Origin of the sequence: Nonomuraea sp. NPDC048916 (assembly GCF_040649575.1) — a bacterium.
Lineage (GTDB): Bacteria > Actinomycetota > Actinomycetes > Streptosporangiales > Streptosporangiaceae > Nonomuraea.
The window spans coordinates 65,319-83,967 of sequence record NZ_JBEZFS010000021.1; the positions used below are offsets into that span (position 1 = coordinate 65,319).

19 protein-coding genes and 1 pseudogene are annotated in these 18,649 nt (G+C 71.0%); 15 read left to right on the forward strand and 5 right to left on the reverse strand.

Annotated elements, in window-relative coordinates; translation table 11 throughout:
- The first annotated feature begins 54 nt into the window (after positions 1-54).
- The 15 genes from AB0C16_RS23190 (at position 55) to AB0C16_RS23260 (ending at position 14,522) form a co-directional block, all read left to right on the forward strand.
- Positions 55-1,449 (forward strand): aminopeptidase P family protein, encoded by a 1,395-nt coding sequence (locus AB0C16_RS23190; protein WP_357685971.1) that lies wholly within the window; start codon positions 55-57, stop codon positions 1,447-1,449.
- Positions 1,450-1,798: 349 nt separating this feature from the next.
- Positions 1,799-2,590, forward strand: a complete 792-nt coding sequence (locus AB0C16_RS23195; RefSeq protein WP_357685972.1) for an ABC transporter permease — start codon at positions 1,799-1,801, stop codon at positions 2,588-2,590.
- Positions 2,590-3,444, forward strand: a complete 855-nt coding sequence (locus AB0C16_RS23200; RefSeq protein WP_357685973.1) for an ABC transporter permease — start codon at positions 2,590-2,592, stop codon at positions 3,442-3,444. The genes AB0C16_RS23195 and AB0C16_RS23200 overlap by 1 nt, the downstream gene beginning before the upstream one ends.
- Before the next feature lie 3 nt (positions 3,445-3,447).
- The gene (locus tag AB0C16_RS23205) at positions 3,448-4,467 is read left to right on the forward strand and encodes an MlaD family protein (protein WP_357685974.1); all 1,020 of its coding nucleotides are present in this window, start codon (positions 3,448-3,450) and stop codon (positions 4,465-4,467) included.
- 1 nt (position 4,468) lies between these two features.
- Positions 4,469-5,527: an MlaD family protein gene (locus tag AB0C16_RS23210; protein ID WP_357685975.1), complete on the forward strand. Its 1,059-nt coding sequence runs from the start codon at positions 4,469-4,471 to the stop codon at positions 5,525-5,527.
- Positions 5,527-6,552, forward strand: coding sequence for an MlaD family protein (locus tag AB0C16_RS23215; RefSeq protein WP_357685976.1), 1,026 nt, complete (start codon positions 5,527-5,529; stop codon positions 6,550-6,552). Before AB0C16_RS23210 ends, AB0C16_RS23215 begins: the two co-directional genes overlap by 1 nt.
- Positions 6,549-7,577 carry an MCE family protein gene (locus AB0C16_RS23220; RefSeq protein ID WP_357685977.1) on the forward strand — a complete coding sequence of 343 codons (1,029 nt, stop codon included), beginning with the start codon at positions 6,549-6,551 and terminating at the stop codon, positions 7,575-7,577. The genes AB0C16_RS23215 and AB0C16_RS23220 overlap by 4 nt, the downstream gene beginning before the upstream one ends.
- The gene (locus AB0C16_RS23225) at positions 7,574-8,590 is read left to right on the forward strand and encodes an MlaD family protein (protein ID WP_357685978.1); all 1,017 of its coding nucleotides are present in this window, start codon (positions 7,574-7,576) and stop codon (positions 8,588-8,590) included. The genes AB0C16_RS23220 and AB0C16_RS23225 overlap by 4 nt, the downstream gene beginning before the upstream one ends.
- Positions 8,587-9,933, forward strand: coding sequence for an MlaD family protein (locus AB0C16_RS23230; protein WP_357685979.1), 1,347 nt, complete (start codon positions 8,587-8,589; stop codon positions 9,931-9,933). Before AB0C16_RS23225 ends, AB0C16_RS23230 begins: the two co-directional genes overlap by 4 nt.
- 128 nt (positions 9,934-10,061) lie before the next feature.
- Positions 10,062-10,886: a hypothetical protein gene (locus AB0C16_RS23235; protein WP_357685980.1), complete on the forward strand. Its 825-nt coding sequence runs from the start codon at positions 10,062-10,064 to the stop codon at positions 10,884-10,886.
- An 18-nt stretch (positions 10,887-10,904) separates the two neighbouring features.
- Positions 10,905-11,492, forward strand: a complete 588-nt coding sequence (locus tag AB0C16_RS23240) for a 4'-phosphopantetheinyl transferase superfamily protein (protein ID WP_357685981.1) — start codon at positions 10,905-10,907, stop codon at positions 11,490-11,492.
- 9 nt (positions 11,493-11,501) lie between these two features.
- The gene (locus AB0C16_RS23245; RefSeq protein WP_357685982.1) at positions 11,502-11,678 is read left to right on the forward strand and encodes a hypothetical protein; all 177 of its coding nucleotides are present in this window, start codon (positions 11,502-11,504) and stop codon (positions 11,676-11,678) included.
- 100 nt (positions 11,679-11,778) lie between these two features.
- Entirely contained in the window at positions 11,779-12,237 is a 459-nt protein-coding gene (locus AB0C16_RS23250) for a MarR family transcriptional regulator (RefSeq protein ID WP_357685983.1), read from the forward strand.
- Positions 12,238-12,297: 60 nt separating this feature from the next.
- Positions 12,298-12,948 (forward strand): LppX_LprAFG lipoprotein, encoded by a 651-nt coding sequence (locus AB0C16_RS23255; RefSeq protein ID WP_357685984.1) that lies wholly within the window; start codon positions 12,298-12,300, stop codon positions 12,946-12,948.
- Complete coding sequence (locus AB0C16_RS23260) at positions 12,945-14,522, forward strand: MFS transporter (RefSeq protein WP_357685985.1); 1,578 nt, start codon at positions 12,945-12,947, stop codon at positions 14,520-14,522. The genes AB0C16_RS23255 and AB0C16_RS23260 overlap by 4 nt, the downstream gene beginning before the upstream one ends.
- Before the next feature lie 164 nt (positions 14,523-14,686).
- Here AB0C16_RS23260 and der read toward each other — a convergent pair whose 3' ends face one another.
- The 5 genes and pseudogenes from der to AB0C16_RS23285 form a co-directional block, all read right to left on the reverse strand.
- Complete coding sequence (der, locus tag AB0C16_RS23265) at positions 14,687-16,090, reverse strand: ribosome biogenesis GTPase Der (RefSeq protein WP_357685986.1); 1,404 nt, start codon at positions 16,088-16,090, stop codon at positions 14,687-14,689.
- A gap of 3 nt (positions 16,091-16,093) precedes the next feature.
- A pseudogene (locus tag AB0C16_RS23270) lies at positions 16,094-16,321 on the reverse strand ((d)CMP kinase); the annotation flags it as partial.
- A 66-nt stretch (positions 16,322-16,387) separates the two neighbouring features.
- Entirely contained in the window at positions 16,388-16,516 is a 129-nt protein-coding gene (locus AB0C16_RS23275; protein WP_357685987.1) for a hypothetical protein, read from the reverse strand.
- A gap of 53 nt (positions 16,517-16,569) precedes the next feature.
- Complete coding sequence (locus AB0C16_RS23280) at positions 16,570-17,928, reverse strand: carotenoid oxygenase family protein (RefSeq protein WP_357685988.1); 1,359 nt, start codon at positions 17,926-17,928, stop codon at positions 16,570-16,572.
- Positions 17,928-18,551, reverse strand: a complete 624-nt coding sequence (locus AB0C16_RS23285; protein ID WP_357685989.1) for a TetR/AcrR family transcriptional regulator — start codon at positions 18,549-18,551, stop codon at positions 17,928-17,930. The genes AB0C16_RS23280 and AB0C16_RS23285 overlap by 1 nt, the downstream gene beginning before the upstream one ends.
- Between the last annotated feature and the right edge of the window lie 98 nt (positions 18,552-18,649).

The window sequence follows — 18,649 nt, forward strand, 5'->3', positions numbered from 1 at the left end:
GTACGACGGCTTCGCCCGGCTAGACAACACCCACCCTCCAGCTTCAGGAAGACGATGACCGATCAGCTCAACACCGGCAGTCACGACCTCCCCTTCACCGACGAGCTGGCCGCGTTCATGCGCGCCGACTGGGCCGACAGCAGACGTGATGACGTGCTCCCCCTGCCGATCGCGCCCTGGGCGGGCAAGCGCCGGGCCGCGCTGGCGGCGCGGTTCCCCGGCGAGCGGCTGATCGTCCCGTCGGGCACGCTCAAGTTGCGCAGCAACGACTCCGACTACCGGTTCCGCCCGCACAGCGCCTACTCGTACCTGACGGGGGCGGGCGAGCCTGACGACGTGCTGGTGATCGAACCGTCGGGCGAGGCCAGGCTGTACATCAGGCCGCGCTCGCCGCGTGAGGACGGCCAGGAGTTCTACCGCGACCGCCGCTACGGCGAGTTCTGGGTGGGCCGCAGGCCCGCCCTGGCGGAGGCGGCGGAGCTCTACCAGGTCGACTGCGCGCACATCCGCGACCTGGCCCTGAAGGGGCCAGCCCGGGTGCTGCGCGGGGTGGACCCGTCGGTGGACGCCGCGGTGCCGCCCGGCGAGGGCGACGGCGAGTTCGAGCAGTTCCTGTCGGAGATGCGGCTGATCAAGGACGAGTGGGAGGTCGGCGAGCTGCAGGCGGCCGTCGACGCCACGGCCCTCGGGTTCGAGGACGTGGTGCGCGCCCTGCCGCGGGCCCTTGGTCACGAGCGCGGCGAGCGCTACCTGGAGGGCGTGTTCGGGCTGCGCGCGCGGCTCGACGGCAACGCGGTCGGCTACGAGAGCATCGTCGCCTCCGGCGCCCACGCGTGCGTGCTCCACTGGATCCGCAACGACGGCCGGCTGCGCGCCGGCGACCTGCTCCTGCTCGACGCGGGCGTGGAGACCGACACGCTCTACACGGCCGACGTCACCCGCACCCTGCCGATGTCGGGACGGTTCGGCGCCGTGCAGCGGCAGGTCTACGAGCTGGTGTACGAGGCGCAGACGGCCGCGATCGGCGTGCTCAGGCCGGGGGCCCGCTTCCGTGACTTCCACCTGACGGCGATGCGCGTCATCTGCGAGGGGCTGCGCGACTGGGGCCTGCTCAAGGGCTCCACCGACGCGCTCCTGGAGTCGGGCCTCTACCGCCGCTACACGCTGTGCGCCAGTGGCCACATGATCGGCCTCGACGTGCACGACTGCGCGAGGGCCCGCGCCGAGGTCTACCTGGACGGCGTGCTGGAGGAGGGCCAGGTGCTCACCGTCGAGCCCGGCCTCTACCTCCAGCCCGACGACCTCACGCTGCCCGAGGAGTTCCGCGGCCTGGGCGTCCGCATCGAGGACGACCTGGTCATCACGGCCGACGGCGCGCGGTTGATGTCCGGGGCGCTCCCCCGCCACCCGGACGAGATCGAGACCTGGATGTCCGGCCTCCTCGCCTAGAAACCCGCGCCGGCGGTTGATCGACCGCCGGCGCGGTGATGTGCCCGGATGCCCACGCTTCGGTGTGACGCGGTTTTCAGTCTCCAGTCGGATGTCCTGTCAGGCGATCCGGTCGGCCGTCCCCGCCGCCAGGATCGGCTCGCCCGGTGATCAACCCCGGCGGGCCGGGCGTAACGGGCGCGTCACGATTCGTAGGTAACTGACAACCTGTGGCGTGTGCCTCATACCTTCTCCTCAAATTTCCCGCGAAGCATCGACCTACTGGACAACTCGTCAGTAAGGTGACTGCTCCGTAGTCGGCGGGTTACGAGGTGGTCATGACGGCAACACGCGTCCGGGCGGGATGCTGATGGCCCTGTCCGGATACCTCGGCCGCCGGGCCGGGTCCGCGCTGGGCCAGGTGGGTGACCTGTTCGTCATCGTCCTGGAGGGATTACGCCGCAGCTGGGACGTCAGGCACTGGTGGTGGGAGTTCGTCGGCCAGTGCTGGTTCCTGGCCCGCGTCACCAGCGTGCCCGTCCTGCTCGTCTCGCTGCCCCTGGGCGCGACCGTGGCGCTGCAGGTCGGCGACCTGGCCTGGCAGCTGGGCGCCGCCTCGGCCACCGGGAGCGCCGTCTTCGTGGGCCTCATCCGCGAGGTGGCGCCGCTGGCCAGCGCCCTGCTGATCGCCGGGGCCGGCGGCAGCGCGATGACCTCCGACATCGGCGCCCGGCACATCCGCGACGAGCTGAGCGCGATGGAGGTCATGTCGGTCAACCCGATCCACCGCCTCGTCACGCCGCGCATGTGGGCGGCCAGCACGGTCGCGGTCTGCCTGTGCCCGCTGGTCATCCTGGCCGGGGCGAGCGGCGGCTACTTCTTCAACGTGGTCGTGCAGGGCGTCACCCCCGGCGCCTACTTCGACGGCGCGCTCTCCCTCGTCGTCGGCTCCGACCTCTACGTCACGCTGTTCAAGGCGTGGATCTTCGGCTTCATCGCCGCGGCCGTCGCCTGCTACAAGGGCATGACCTGTGCCACCAGCCCGGTCGGCGTGGGCCGCGCGGTCAACCAGGCCACCGTGGTCACGTTCATGCTGGTGTTCGCGTTCAACTACGTGATCTCCGCGGTCTACTTCCTCGCCTATCCGCCCAAGGCGCTGTGATGGTCACGCGTGCGGCCGGCCTCCGGTTCGCCGACCGGGGCCGCGACTGGGCCGAACGGTTCGCCTCGCTGGCCGACTGGCCGTTGTTCGTGTGGAAGGTGCTGTTCTACTCGGTCCGCGACGTCGTCCTGCGGCTGAAGTACGTCAAGGTCGTCATCCGGCAGGTCAGCGACGTGGTGGTGGGCGTCGGGGCGACCGTCATCGGCGGCGGCATGATCTTCGTGGTGTTCACCATGGCCTTCGTCGTCGGCGCGACCGTGGGCCTGCAGGGCTACCAGGGGTTGCAGGCGATCGGCGCCGAGTCGTTCATGGGCCTGGTCGGCAGCTTCGCCAACGTCCGCGAGATCACCCCGATCATCGCGGCGACGGCGCTGGCGGCGCAGGTGGGCTCGTCGTTCACGGCCGAGCTGGGCGCGATGCGGATCTCGGAGGAGATCGACGCGCTGGAGGTGATGGGCATCAACGCCTTCACCTACCTGATCTGCACCCGGGTGGTCGCCGCGCTGCTGGCTCTGGTGCCGATCTACCTGATCGCGCTGTTCGCCAGTTTCTTCGCCACCCGGCTGATGTGCACGGCGTTGTTCGGGCTGGCGCCCGGGGTCTACGACTACTACTTCTACCTGTATCTGCCGCTCAGCGACATCGTCTTCAGCGTCGCCAAGGTGGCCGTCTTCGCGTTCACCGTCATCGTCATCCACTGCTACCACGGCTTCCACGCCACCGGCGGCCCCGTGGGCGTCGGGGTGGCGGCGGGCCGCGCGATCCGCCAGTCGATCGTCACGATCGTCCTGCTCAACCTGCTGCTGTCGTACCTGTTCTGGGGTGGCGGCGGCAGCGTGAAGCTGACGGGGTGAGCGATGGGACGTGACGGGTTCCCGCTGCCGGCGCGGATGGGCATCGCGCTCGCGGTGGTCGCGCTGTTCGTGGCCGCGACGGTGTTCGTGGTGCGCACGGCCACGGAGGTGCGCGGCATCCGGGTGGACGCGGTGTTCGGCCGGGCGGGACAGGGGCTCGACACCAACTCCTCGGTCAAGATCCGCGGCATCACGGTGGGCGACGTGACGGAGGTGTCGCTCGACCCGGCGGGCAGGGCCGTGGTGACCATGCACGTCGAGCCGGGCGTGCGGCTGCCGCGGACGACGGTCGCGGCGGTCGAGCCGGCGTCGGTCTTCGGCCCCAAGTACGTCAACCTCAAGCCGGGCACCGGCGAGGCCACCGGCCCCTACCTGGGCGCCGGGGCGGTCATCACCGACACGCAGGACCCGCTCGACCTGTCCGACACCCTCGGCGACGCCTACCGGGGCCTGGACGCGGTGGACCCGCGCGAGGTCACGGTCATCGTGCACACGCTGGCCAAGGGGCTCGACGGCAAGGGCACCCGGCTGCGCGAGCTGATCGACGACGCGGGGACCGTGGTCGGCGTCGCCCACCGGCAGCGCTCCCGGGCGCGGCAGTTCCTGCGCGACACCGCAGGGCTGTCCACCGCCCTGTCGGACAAGGGCGACGAGCTGGTGTCGATCTCCTCCGACGTCAACGTCATCACTCCCGGCCTGCTGGAGCGGGCCGACAAGGTGCGCGCCCTGCTGAAGGAGATCACCTCCGTCTCCGGCCTGACCGCGCACGGCCTGCGCGAGCACCGGCGCAACCTGCGGGCCGGTGTCCACTCCGGCGAGCGGGTGGCCGCGCTCGTCTACGCCCAGCTCGGCCTGGCCGGTGACGGCGTACGGGGGCTGAACAAGCTGATCGACCTGCTCAACGAGCTGATCGAGGCGCCGGGCCCGAACGGCACCCGCCAGTTGCAGGTGGAGGCGTTCATCGCGACCGACGTCTGCGAGCTCATCGTCGGCGCCTGCGGACCGACCGACGGGAGGCGCTGAGGTGGCGATCTCCAGGGAGCGCGTGACCCGCCGGTGGACGCTGGTCCGCGTCGTGCTGTTCGTTGGCGTGACCTTCTCCCTCATCGCGCTCATCGCGGCGCAGATCGTCCGGTTCGGCACCGAGGACGGTTACCGGCTGGTCGCCACCTTCGACGACGTGTCCGGGCTGGCCGAGGGCGACCAGGTGAAGATCGCCGGAGCGCCGGTCGGCCAGGTCGGCACGATCGAGGTGGTGAACGGCCGGGCCGAGGTGACCCTGGAGGTGTGGGAGGCGGTCAGGGTGCCGGCCGACACCGAGGCGGCCATCAGGTGGCGCAACGCGGTCGGCCAGCGGGTCGTCTACCTGCTTCCCGGCACCGCCCCCGGCATGCTGGCACCCGGCTCGCGCATCACCCGCACCTCGTCGGTGGTCGACATCGGCGAGCTGGTGAGCGACCTCGGCCCGCTGACCCGCAGCCTCGACCCGGAGCAGATCAACCAGCTGCTCACCGCGGCCGCGGCGTCGCTGAAGGGCAACGACCGCAACATCCCGCGGCTGCTCGACAACGTCAACGACATCACCGGCACCGTCACCCAGCGCAAGGAGACGATCGAGCGGCTGCTGAAGGACTACGCCACCGTCTCGAACGTCGTCGCCAGGCGCGACAAGCAGATCGAGCAGCTGGTCGACAACCTGGTCACGCTGTCGGAGGCGTTCGCGGACAACCGCACGCTGATCGACGACTCGCTGGTGGAGCTGTCGGCCACCTTCCACACCTCCAACGAGGTGATCGGCAAGAACGCCGGCGAGCTGGGCGCGCTGGTCGACCACCTGACCGGGCTGACGGGCGGCGTCAGGCGGCACGTGAACGAGCTCGACCGGACGGTCAACACCCTGCAGCCGCTGTTCGCCCGCGCCCACAGCAGCGTCGGCCGCGGCCACTACTTCGTCACCGCGGTGCCCTGCCTGGCGCTGGGGCCCGCGCCGTGCCCGTACCCGATGAAGACGCCGCCCCCGCTGCGCGGCAACACCACGATCCAGAGCACCAAGGACCTGCGCAAGCTCATGGTGGGTGAGTGATGGCGGTCAAGTCCTTCAGGGATCGCAACAAGATCGCCGTCGGCCTGGTGTCGCTGGCGGTGCTCGGCACGGTCCTGGTGGCCACGTTCCTCGTCGGCAACCTCGGCCTGCTCGAAGGCGGCTACACGATGTCCGGCACGTTCGTCGACTCGGGCGGCCTGCGCACCGGCAACGACGTCCGGGTGGCCGGAGTGCGCGTCGGCGAGGTCACCGAGGTGCGGGCCGACTACGGACAGGGCAACGTGGTCGTCACCTGGCGGGTCGACGACGATGTGCGGCTGGGCCGCGGCACCCGCGCCGACATCGCGCTGTCCAACCTGCTCGGCGGCCGCTACGTCAAGCTGACCGGCCCTGTGTCCGCCCCGTACGTCGACCAGCTGCCGGAGAGCGCCCGGCGCATCCCGGTGGAGCGGACCGGCGTGCCCACGCTGATCAACGACGCGGTCAAGGACGCCACCCGGCTGGTGGAGAAGCTCGACACCGACGCCGTGGACGACCTGGTGACCGAGCTCGGCAAGATCGACACCAGCGAGCGCGGCCGGGTCACCAGGCTGCTGAAGAACATCGGCGACCTGTCCGACACGATCAGCAGGAGCGAGCCGGACCTGCGGCGGCTGCTCGACAACGGCACCCGGGTCATGAAGGTCCTGGAAAGGAAGGACAAACAGCTCGGCCGGCTCATCGACGCCATCGAGGTCATGCTCAAGGAGCTGCGCGGCCGCCGCGACGAGCTGCGCACGCTCCTCGGAGACGGCAGCGACCTGGTGGAGAGCACCACCCGGCTGATCAGCCGGCACGAGAAGTCACTGGTCCGGGTGCTCGACGACACCGGCGCGATCACCACCAGGCTGAGCGGCGGCAACGAGCGGTTCAACGAGCTGCTGGCGTGGGCCGGCCCCACCTTCTCCGGCCTGTCCACGATGGGCGGGCAGGGCCCGTGGCTGGAGGCCGTCGCCTCCGGCCTCGGCCCCGTCGACCCCGAGGTGCTCGCCGCCATCGTCAAGGACAGGAAGAACGACCGATGAGAGCGCTCGTGATCCTGCTGGCCGGGGCCCTGCTGATCGCCACCGGCGGCTGCGCGCCGCTGGGGCCCGCGCCGTACCGGCTGACGGCGATCTTCAGCAAGGCGCCCGCCCTGTACGAGCAGGCGCGGGTCAAGGTGATGGGGCTGGACGCCGGCTACGTGGAGCGGATCCGGATCGAGGGCGACCGGGTCCGGGTCGAGCTGTCGGTCGACGCGGAGGTGCCGCTGCCCGCCGGCGTGCAGGCCGTGGTCGCGCCACAGAACACGCTGGGCGAGCGGAACGTGGTGCTCCACCCCCCGTGGAAGCCCGGCGACCAGCGGATCGCGCCGGGCGCCACCATCCCGCTGGAGCGCACCGACCTGCCGGTGGAGATCGACGACGCGCTCGACGCGTTCACCAAGCTGACCGGCGCGCTCGACGCGGACAAGGTGGGCGACGTCGCGGGCGACCTGGCCGACGGCGTCAGGGGCCGGGGCAAGACGATCAACAACGCGCTGGCCGACACCGCGGAGCTCACCGACACGCTGGCCAGGCAGGACCAGCAGCTGATCGACCTGGCCAAGGGCCTGAACCGGCTGGCCACGAGCCTCAACCGGCGCCAGGGCCAGGTGACGGGCGCGATCGACTCCTTCGCCGAGGCCGCCGCCATCCTGGCCGAGGAGCGCCGGCGGCTGCGCGGGTTCATCTCGGCCATGGCCGGCTTCGTCCGGCGCGGCGACGTGATCATCGAGGCCTACTCGGCCCGGCTCCCGCAGGCGACCGGCACCCTGGCCGAGCTCGTGCTGACCGTGCGGGCCAACAGCGCGTCGATGGCCCGGGCGGTCAAGGGCGCCGCCGACTTCGCCGACGTGCTGATCGACTCCTGGGACCGCGAGCAGCATGTGCTGAAGATCCGCGTGGTCCTCAACGCGATGACCAGGGCCTGGCTCACGCCGCTGTTCGACGCGCTCGACCTCGGCAAGGTGTCGTGCCTGCCGGCCGGGCTGAGCAACTGTCCCTTCGAACAGCGCAAGAGGCAGCGATGAAGGCACGCCTGTGCACCGCGATCCTGGCCCTGGGCATCACCACGTCGTGCTCGATCCAGACGCTCGGCTCCACGTCGGGCGACCTGACGCTCAACGCGACCTTCGACGACGTGCAGAGCCTGGTGGCCGGGCACAGCGTGCAGATCGCCGACGTGCGGGTGGGCACGGTCACCGGCATTCGGCTGGAGGGCTACCGGGCCAGGGTGACGATGGCGATCCAGGAGCGGCACCGGCTGCCCGCCGGCAGCACGGCGACGGTGGGCAAGACGTCGGTCCTGGGTGAGAACTACATCTCGCTCACCCCGCCGCCCGGCAAGGACCTGACGACGGGCCCCTACCTGGCCGACGGGGCCACGATCATCGACACGTCGGTCGAGCCGGACATCGAGCAGGTCACCGCGAAGGCCGGGCCGCTGATCGAGGCGCTCGGCGCGCAGGACGTCAACGCCATCCTCGACGCCGCCTCGACCGCGTTCGCCGGCAAGGGCGGCGACGTGAACACGCTGATCAAGCGGACGGCCGAGGTCACCGACGCCTACGCGGCCGCCCGCCGCGACCTGGGCACGACCATCGACGCGCTGGCCGAGCTGGGCGACGACCTGGCCAAGGGGAGCAAGGAGCTCGACCAGCTGCCCGGCACGCTGGCGGCGGCCACGGCGCGCGTCGCGCACGGCCGCAAGCACATCAAGAAGGCCGTCGTGGCGTTGACCAGGCTCGCCAAGGAGGCCAACCTGACGATCTACCCCCGCCACGCCGCCCGGCTGCGCACGTTGCTGCGCCGGCTCGACGCCATCAACTCCTCGATGCTGCGCGGCAAGGACGATCTGAAGGCGCTGGTGGCCAAGATCCAGAAGTTCATCGACGCCCCTCCGATCACGGTCAACGGCCAGGTGCTGACGTACGTGTGGCTGAAGGGCCTGCTCCTGCCACGGAGCGGGGGCGCCACCCGGGACGATCCCGGAGCCGCCGCCCCCAAGGAGGACTTCCGCCTGCTCTGGGAGCCCCCGCGATGAACAACCGCATCTACCTCAACCTCGGCTTCTTCGTGGTGCTCGGCGTCGTGATGACGGTCTGGGCGTTCAGCACCATCATCAAGGTCGACGCGATCACCCGGCCCTACCGGGTGTCGGCCGAGTTCGCCTCCTCCCCCGGCCTGATGCGCGGGTTCGACGTGGCCTACCTGGGCGTCCGGGTCGGCAAGATCGGCGAGGTGCGGCTGGCCACCGGCAAGATCGTCGTGGGGCTCGACATCGACAAGGAGATCCGGCTGCCGAAGGGCAGCACGGCCGAGGTGCGGCGCAGGTCCGCCATCGGCGAGCCGTACGTGGAGCTGTCGCCGCCCGCCACCGGCGTGACCGGGGCCTCGCTCGCGCCCGGCGACGTGATCCCGATGACGAGCACCAGCGTGCCGCTGGACTACCGCAAGCTGTTCGAGGGCGTCGGCAGGCTGCTGAACGCGGTGCCGCCCCGCGACGCCAAGACGATCACGCACGAGCTGGCGGTCGCGCTGGACGGCCGATCGGGGGCCATCCGGAGCGTCATCGACGACGCGCACGACCTGACCGGCACGCTGGCCGACAACTCCAAGCTGCTCGACGACCTGTCGGTGCAGCTCACCCAGCTCACCCACACGCTCGCGGGCAGGAAGGACCGGCTGGCCTCGGGCATCACCGACCTGAGCACGGTGACGGGCTCGCTGCGCGCCTCCCGCGCCGACCTCAACGCCTTTCTGGACCAGGGCCCCGGCGTGTTCGGGCGGCTCGACCAGGCCGTCAAGCGGGCCCGGCCCGGCCTGTCGTGCCTGCTGACCGCCGCCGGGCTGCCTCACAGACCGGCCTTCTCCGCGCAGACCGAACGCAACGCGCACCACCTGCTCAGCATCGTGCCGACCGCGCTCAGCCTGGCCGACGACATCAGCGACAAGCGCGGCGACACCGTGTACGGCAAGGCGGCGTTCATCTTCAGCGTCCCGGGCGGACCCCAGCCGGCCGAGGAGTACGAGAACCCCGTCGGGCCGCCCACCGTGCCGCGCCTGCGCGCCTGCCCGGACCGCGTGACCGTCGCGGCCGACGCGGACGTCGCGAACGACCCCGTCGACGACGTACGGCACGACAGGCAGGGCGAACATCCCGAGACCAGGACTTCGGCCGACACCGCGGAGCCCGCGCGGACCCTGGAGGCCAAGGCGTCCAGCTCGCCGTCCGGCGTGGCCGCCACCACCGGCGCCGCGCCCCGTACCCCGCTGAACACCACGCCGCTGATTGTCGCGATATTCCTCGCCATAGTGGCATCCGGTGGCATCGTGGGCTGGATCGCGGCGGGCCGGGCCGCCCGCCGCGGTAAGGAGAGCGGTTGACGTCCTCCCCACGTCTGAAGGCGGGGGATTCCAACCCTCGCAGGTTGGACCTTCCTGCTTCACAGGTGACAGCCGTCCCGGTTTCTCCCCAGCGCCAAAGCCCGGTGTCTCCAGCAAAGGAAAATCCGATGACCGCCCAGCAGGACCTCACCGAGGGCCGGCAGCCGTCCGAGACAGAGCCCGTCCCCCCTCCCGCCGACACCCAGACCACCGCCGTCCGGCCCGCCAAGGAGCCATCGGCGACCGAACCTCCCACCGAGACCCGGCGACCCGCCGAGACGGACGCGGCCGAGACCGACCGGCCCGCCGAGACGGTCTCCGACGAGGGCGAGACCGAGGACCGGGCGGCGCCGGCGGCCGGCGGCGAGGCGGGCCGGAGGCCGCGGTTCACCCGGGCGCGCGTCACGGGCGCGCTGGCGGCCATGCTGGTCGCCGCGCTGGCCGCCACGGCCGTGCTGCAGTGGGTCTCGGCGAACCAGGCCCATGACGCGCTCGCCGGGCTGGAGTCGGAGCGGGCGCTGCGCCTGGAGGTGTCGGGCGCGGCCGGCTCGTTCGGCCAGGCGCTGCTCAGCTACGACTACCAGGACCTGCAGACCACCCGCTCGACCTTGATGGCCCAGGCCACGGGCGACTTCCTGACCACCTACGACGAGGCGTTCGGCGGCGCGATGGCCCAGGTCATCGTCAAGCTCAAGGCCGTCTCCCGGGCCACGGTCCGCGAGGTCTACCTGTCGGACGTGGACGAGGCCACGGCCCACGCCATCGTCGTGGTGGACCAGCAGGTCAACACCGCCGAGGCGATCCGCTCGGTCACGGGGTCGCACCTGAAGGTCACCCTGGTGAAGGAGAAGGGGGTCTGGAAGGTCCAGGAGGTGACCGTGCTGGGCGCGGCCAAGGAGGACCAGTACAACCTCGACGGCACCCCGGCGGACGGCCAGAAGAAGAAGGACTGACCGATCGTCCCCGTGGCGATGGGCGGCCGCCCGGACGAGGTGCGCGCCCCCGAACGATGGCTGACCCCGGTCGAGCGGGAGCGCGCCGCCCGCTTCGCCGCCGACGCCGACCGGCGCTCCTTCGTCGCCGCCCACCTGCTGGTACGGCTCTGCGCCGCCGCCGTCCTGGACGCCGAGCCGGACGGGCTCACCCTGCTGCAGCACTGCGACGTACACGGCCCGGGCCACGGCCGCCCGTACATCCGGCAGGCCCCGTCGCTGGGCGTCAGCCTCAGCCACACGCGCGGATACGTCTGCGCGGCGGCCGGGGAGGGCCAGGTGGGCGTGGACGCGGAGCGGGTGCCGGCCGGCCCGCTGGAGGAGTCGCTGGCCGACATGGCGCTGACACCTCGCGAGCGCGCGCTGGTGAGCGGCAACGACGAGCTGATCAGGCACTGGACCCGCAAGGAGGCGCTGATCAAGCGCGGCGAGCTGTCACTGGACCTGCTGCGCTCGGTGGAGGCCGGCTGGGCGGGACGGCATCTGCTGGAGTGGACGGCCGAGCCGGGCATCATGGTGGCCGTCATCACCGACACCCGAGCGGAGAGGCGCCCAATTCCCGGATAAAGTGGACGTATGTTCTATCGCAAGCCCCTCGAAGAGCGGATCGCCGATCGTGTCGCCAAGCGCAAACCGCTCGAGGAGGGCAAGACCTTCGAGCACGGCCCCGCCAAGTTCATATTCGTCTCGCTGATCGTCGCCGTCGTGCTCATGCACGTGGTGGGTGTCGCCATCGTGATGGCGTTCAGCTAGCGGCGGCCCGGGGTGGGAGGCGGCGTCCCCGTGACCCTGCCGGGGCCCTTCGCCTGCCGCTTCGCCACCAGATCACTCAACGTGCGTTAGATTGGGGATCATGAGCACGCCTCGCTGGCTTTCCCCCGCAGAGCAACGTGCCTGGCGTACCCACCTGGCCCTGCACAAACTCCTCATGCACCGGCTCGACCGCGATCTGCAGGAGCACTCACTCTCCGTGAACGACTACGAGATCCTGGTCAACCTGTCGGAGAGCCCCGAGCGCCGGATGCGGATGAGCGACCTGGCCGACGCGACGATCCAGTCGCGCAGCCGCCTGTCACACCAGATCTCCCGCATGGAGGCCAAAGGCCTGGTGAGCCGGGAAGACTGCCGTGACGACCGGCGCGGCACGTTCGCGGTGCTCACCGAGGAAGGCTGGGACACCATCCAGCGGGTGGCACCCGACCATGTGGCCAGCGTGCGCGAGCACTTCGTCGACCGGCTCACCGACGAACAGCTCAACGCGATCGAGGCCGCCTACAGGCCGATCGTCGACCACCTGAAGAAGTTGCGCTGACACCCAACCGATATCGCTGACGGCTCACGATCGCTCCCGGCCGATCGCTACGATCCGCTCATGCTCAAAAAGCTGCTGCTCGTCGTCGTTCTCGCGCTTCTGCCTGCCTGCTCGTCGGCTGGCGGCGGCGAGTTGCCCACCGGCCCCGACCTGATGAAGAAGTCCTCGGAGGCGATGAAGACGGTGAAGTCGGCCGCCTTCTCGATCTCCACCGAGGGCAAGCCCAAGGTGCCGGTGAAGAAGGCCGACGGCCGGCTCACCGCCGGGGGCGACGCCGACGGCACGATCACGCTCGAGGTGCTCGGCAACCTCCAGGAGATCACCTTCGCGCTGGTCGGCGACACCGTCCACTTCAAGGGCCCGACCGGCGGCTTCCAGAAGCTCACCCGCGCCGACCTGGCGCAGCTCTACGACCCGTCGCTGATCCTCGACCCCGGCAAGGGGGTCGCGCAGCTGCTGAGCACCGCCACCGATCCGCGCGTCGAGGCCGAGGAGGGCGATACCTACCGGGTCGCGACCACGTTCTCCGGCCAGGTCCTCGGCGCGCTGGTGCCCGGCGTCACGCAGGGCGTCAACGGCAGGGTCTGGATCGACAAGGCCGCCGGCCGGCTCACCAAGATCGAGCTGCCGCTGCAGGACGGCACGGTGACGGTGTCGTTCAGCGACTACGACGCGCCGATCACGATCACCCCGCCTCCTGCGGCCGGATGAGAGCCGCCCGCCGGGTCGCGCTCGGCGCCGGCGGGGCGGTGGTGTTACTCGCCGCCCTCGACGCCTACGTGGTCGTCACCGTCCTCATCGACATCGCCGAGGACATCGGCATCCCGCTCAACCGGCTGGAGCGGGCCACCCCGGTGGTCACCGGATTCCTGCTGGGTTACGTCGCCGCGATGCCGCTGCTCGGGCAGCTCTCCGACCGCTACGGCCGGCGCCCGCTGATCCACGCCTGCCTGGCGGCGTTCGCCGTGGGCTCGGTGCTGACGGCCCTGGCGGCCGGCGAGGTCATGGTGGTGACCGGGCGCACGGTGCAGGGCGTGGCCGGTGGCGCCCTGCTGCCGATCACGATGGCGCTCATCGGCGATCTGTGGGACGAGCGGGAGCGTCCGGTGGCGCTCGGCGCGGTCGGGGCGGCCCAGGAGCTGGGCAGCGCGCTCGGCCCGCTCTACGGCGGCGTGCTGGCGCTGGCCCCGGCCCTCACCCTGGCGGGCGTGCGGCTGGACGGCGCCCTCGGCCCGCTCACCGGCGGCCTGATGGGCGTGATCCCCGGCACCATGCTGGTGCGCGGCGTGGAGCTGGGCGGGTGGCACGCCATCTTCTGGATCAACGTCCCGCTGGCCGCGCTCGCCGCCGTCGCGGTGCACTTCACCGTCCCCCCTCCCGATCGCGAGCGCCGCTCCGGGAGCGGCCGGGTGGACGGCGTGGGCGGCGCGCTGCTGGCCCTCGCCCTGGCGCTGCTCGTGGCCGGCCTCTACAACCCCGACCCGGCCAAGGCGATCCTGCCGCCCTGGGGCCCGCCGCTGATCGCCGCCGGCGTCCTGGCCGGAGCCGCCTTCGTCTGGTGGGAGATCCGCTCCCCCGTCCGCCTGCTCGACCTGTCCACCACCCGCAAGGGCCCCCTGCTGGCCACTCTGGGAGTGAGTTTCCTGACCGGGGCCGCGCTCCTGGTCACCATGGTGTTCGTCCAGTTCACCGCGCAGACCCTGCTGAGGCTGGAGGCGCTCGAGGCCTCGCTGGTCCTCGGCCGGTTCCTGATCGCCCTGCCCGTCGGCGCGGTCGCGGGCGGCCTGCTGGCCCGCGGGCTCGGCGACCGGATCGTCTGCGTGGCGGGCCTGCTGATCGCCATGGTGGGCTACACGCTGATGAGCCGCTGGCCGCTCGACCTGGCCGGCGCCAGGCTCATGGTCGACCTCGACCTGGTCTTGGCCGGGCTCGGCATCGGATTGGTCATCGCCCCGGTCTCGGCCGCGGTGCTCCGGGTGACGCCGGCCGCGCAGCACGGAGTGGCCTCGGCCGCGGTGGTCGTGGCCCGGATGATGGGCATGCTGATCGGCATCGCGAGCGTGTCGGCCTGGGGCTTCTACCGCTTCCAGTCGCTGACCGCCCATCTCGACACCCCGCTGCCGTTCGGCCTCGATCCCGCCGTCTACGCCAGGCAGCAGAGCGAATACCTCGCCAAGGTCAACGCCGCGCTGCATGTCGAATACACCGAGATGTTCCTGGTCACGGCGGTGCTGTGCGCGATCGGCGCGGTCGTCGCGGGCTTCCTGCCCAGGCGCTCGCTCTAGCCTCCGCGGCGTGACCGCCCCCGCCCGGCGTGGGCACGGCAGGACGCGGGTGGCTCGCGCCCTGCCGTGCCCAGTGAGCTACGGCGTCAGACGGTGCAGGTCACGGGGGAAGAGCGCCACCTGCCGGACGTTGGCGGGGCCGGCGGCAACGGCATTGCGGCCGGCTACTTCCTGGACTGGCCGCCCTTGCGCTTCTCGCGGATCTTCATGGTCACCTCGATCGGCGATCCGGCGAAGCCGAACTCCTCGCGGATGCGGCGCTCGACGAACCGGCGGTAGGTGTCCTCGAGCCAGCCCGAGGTGAACAGCACGAACTTGGGCGGCTCGACCGACGCCTGCGTGGCGAACAGGATCTTGGGCTGCTTGCCGCCCCGGACCGGCGGCGGCGTCTGCTGCACCAGCTCGGTCAGGAACGCGTTGAGCCTGGCCGTCGGCACCCGCGTCGACCACGACTCCAGCGCCTTCTCCAGCGCCGGGACCAGGCGGTCCATGTGGCGGCCGGTCTTGGCGGAGATGTTGACCCGCAGCGCCCACGGGGTGCGGACGAGCTGCCTGTCGATCTCCTTCTCCAGGTAGTGGCGGCGGTCCTCGTCGACCAGGTCCCACTTGTTGAACGCGACCACCATGGCCCGGCCCGAGTCGATCACCAGGCTGATGATGCGGAGGTCCTGCTCGGTGAGCGGCTCGCTGGCGTCGATCAGCACGATCGCCACCTCCGAGCGCTCCAGCGCGGCCCTGGTGCGCATGGCCGCGTAGTAGTCGGCGCCCTGCAGCTCGCGGTCGCGCCGCCGGATGCCGGCCGTGTCGACGAACCGCCAGGTCCGGCCGCCCAGCTCGATCAGCTCGTCGACCGGGTCACGGGTGGTGCCCGCCATCGGGTCGACCAGCACCCGCTCCTCGCCCGCGAGCTTGTTGAGCAGCGAGGACTTGCCGACGTTGGGCTTGCCGAGCAGGGCCACCCGGTAGGGGCCGCGCTCGGCGCCGAACGTCACCTGCGGCGTCTCGGGCAGCGCGTCGAGCACCACGTCGAGCAGGTCGCCGCTGGAACGGCCGTGCAGGGCCGAGACCGGCTGGGGCTCGCCGAGCCCGAGGGCCCAGAGCGAGGACGCCTCCAGCTCCAGCTGCTGGTTGTCGACCTTGTTGGCGGCCAGGATGACCGGCTTGCCGGACTGGCGCAGCACGGAGCCCACGATCTCGTCGGCGTCGGTGGCGCCCACGGTCGCGTCGACCACGAACACGATCACGTCGGCCAGCTCGACGGCGACCTGGGCCTGCTCGGCGATGCGGAGGTTCATGCCGGTGGCGTCCGGGTCCCAGCCGCCGGTGTCGACGACCGTGAAGCGCCGGCCACGCCAGTTGGCGTCGTAGGTGACCCGGTCGCGGGTCACGCCCGGCACATCCTCGACGACCGCCTCCCGGCGGCCGATGATGCGGTTGACCAGTGTGGACTTGCCCACGTTGGGCCGTCCGACGATGGCCACGACCGGAACCGGGCCGGTGTCCGCCTGCTCTTCGGAAATCTCGAGATCGTCGAGCTCAGCCTCGACCCAATCCCCCATTGACACCATGTCTCATCCTTTGAGTCCCGCACCCTCACAGGTGCGCTCCTTGACCAGTCTCAGCACCTCCGCGATGACCTCTTCGAGGTTGAACGCGGTGGTGTCGAGCTCGATGGCGCCATCCGCCAGCGAGCGTGGATCCGTCTTGCGTGTTGAGTCCAACGTGTCGCGCCCGGCCATGGCGGCCCACGGAGCCGATGCCGCGGCCTTCGACCACGATGTCACCGGCGCCGATGATCTCCTGCTAGAGCGCCACGAGCCGCGCCCGGACCTGCGGCACCGCCGCCACGGCGGAGACCGCGGAGGTCACCTCGTCCTGCCTGATCGGCTCACCACGTCGACGCCGCCGACCTGGATGGCAGGGGCCTCGGGGTCGGTGCCGGAGACGATCTCGGGCTCGCCGGAGCGGGCCGCGATGGCGGCCGGATCGGCCACGGTCTCTCCCTCTTCACGTTTTCACCTAACCCGAAGAGGGTACCGTCTCCCGGTCAGTCACTCACCCAGCTGCCGTGGAAGCCGAGCGGCACCCGGGCCGGCAAGTGCACGGTGGCGACCGGCTCGCCGGTGAAGTCCTGCGCCGACAGGATCACCAGGTCGGCCGCTCCCCGCTCCGGATCGTTGACGAAGGACATCACGTAGCCGTCGTCCTCGGCCTCGCCCGACTCCACGAACACCGGCTCGCCCACGTAGGCGCCCCGGCCGAACTGCCGCCCCTGCTGGGTGCCCCGCTCCAGGTCGTGCTTGATGAGCGTGTTGTCGAACGCCTCATCCGGGAGGTCCTCCATGGCCGTGTCCTGCGGATAGATCACCTCGACCAGGTCACGGGTCGCGACGGTGTAGCCGTAGCGGTACGGCCTGCCGGTGAGCCGCTCGTCCATCCGCGGGAACTCCTGCGTCCGATCGTCCAGCCGGGTCTCGCTCACCTTGGCCGACGACAGGTCGATCCGCCAGCGGTCCAGCGTGGGCGAGCCGCCCTCGTCGAGGCGGGCGTCGACGAAGCGCCGCGGGTAACGCACCACGTCGACCACGACCTGGTCGCCGTCGTCATAGGCGTTGAGCGTGTGGAAGACCCAGCACGGGTTTACCTCGAACCACCGCACCTCGCCGGTCCGGCGTGACAGCAGCCCGATCCGGGAGCCGTGCTCCTCGTTCCACGCGTACGGCAGCGGCGCGCCCTTCTCGGCGTGCGCCATGCTGAAGGTGACGGGCAGGTCGTAGAGCACCACGAAGCGCTCGGTCAGCGCGAAGTCGTGCATCATGGGCGCGTCCGCGATGGGGATGTCCCTGGTCCGGGTGACGGTGCCCTTGGCGTCGAGCACGATGTGCTGGTGGTGGTCCCAGCCGAAGAAGTACGCCATCGCGTGCAGCTCGCCGGTGGCCGGGTCCAGGTGGGTGTGCGCGGCGAATCCGCCGGGCAGCCCGCCGGCGAAGTCGCACGGACCGATCGTGTCGAGCTCGTAGCCGAGCTCGTACGGCAGCGCCCCCGCCTCCACGGTCGCGAAGGTGCGGCCGGCCAGGCCGATCACGTGCGTGTTGGCCGCGAAGTCCATGCCGCCGTGCGTGCGGCCTGGCCTAGGCTCCTCGCCGAGCCGCCGGGCGACGTCGGCGTTGCGCACCCATCGGTTGCGGTACCACTCGGCGCGGCCGTCGCGCAGCCGCACCCCGTGCACCATGCCTTCGCCCAGGAACAGGTGGGAGGCGTTCGGATCGTCGAGGCTGAGGGGGTTGGGGCCGTTGCGCAGGTAGCGGCCGTTCAGCTCGGCGGGGATGCGGCCGGTGACCTCCAGATCGAAGGCGGTGATCTCGTCGGTGACGGGGGCGAAGCCGCCTCTGTAAGGCGTTGGCATCAGGTGGTCCTCTCGTCGTGCGTCAGGAAGGGGCTGAGCACCGAGGCGCAGAGCAGCCGGTAGCGCTGTTCGCCCTCGGCCCGATCGAAGTAGCCCGCGAGCTCCAGGCTCACCGCGCCGTGCATGGCCATCCAGAGCACGTCGGCGATCTCCACGTCGGAGGCGCCGTGCAGCAGCCCTTCCGCCAGGCAGCGGCGGACCCCGGCCACGAGCAGGTGGAAGGATCTCTTCGCCTCCTGCCTGGCCTCGGGGCTCGGCGTGAAGCCGGGCACGCCTCCCTGGAACATCACTCGGTAATAGGCCGGCTGGTCCAGCGCGTAGGTCCGGTAGGCATCGATGCCGGCCCGCAGCCGCGTCATGGCGTCGGGGCCTGGGGGCGTGGTCAGCAACCGCCGCTCGAACCTGCCGAAGCCCTCCAGCCAGAGCGCCTCGCTGAGCCCGTCCTTGCCGCCGAAGAGCGTGTAGATCACTTTGGTGGAGCAGCCGACCTCGGCGGAGATGCGGCGCACGGTCAGCGAGGCCGGGCCTTCGTCGATCAGGAGGCGCGTGGCCGCGTCCAGGATCGCGGTCCTGACCACATCCTGGCCCTCGCGCTGGGCTTGCTGATAGGCGGTGACACTCATGCGGCAACATCGTTTCTTTTGAGTAACACTGTTTCCGCCTTTTTGTACGCCTGCTCGGCGGCCTCGTCAAGCCACGAGTAGGCGCGGTGTGCCCGGAA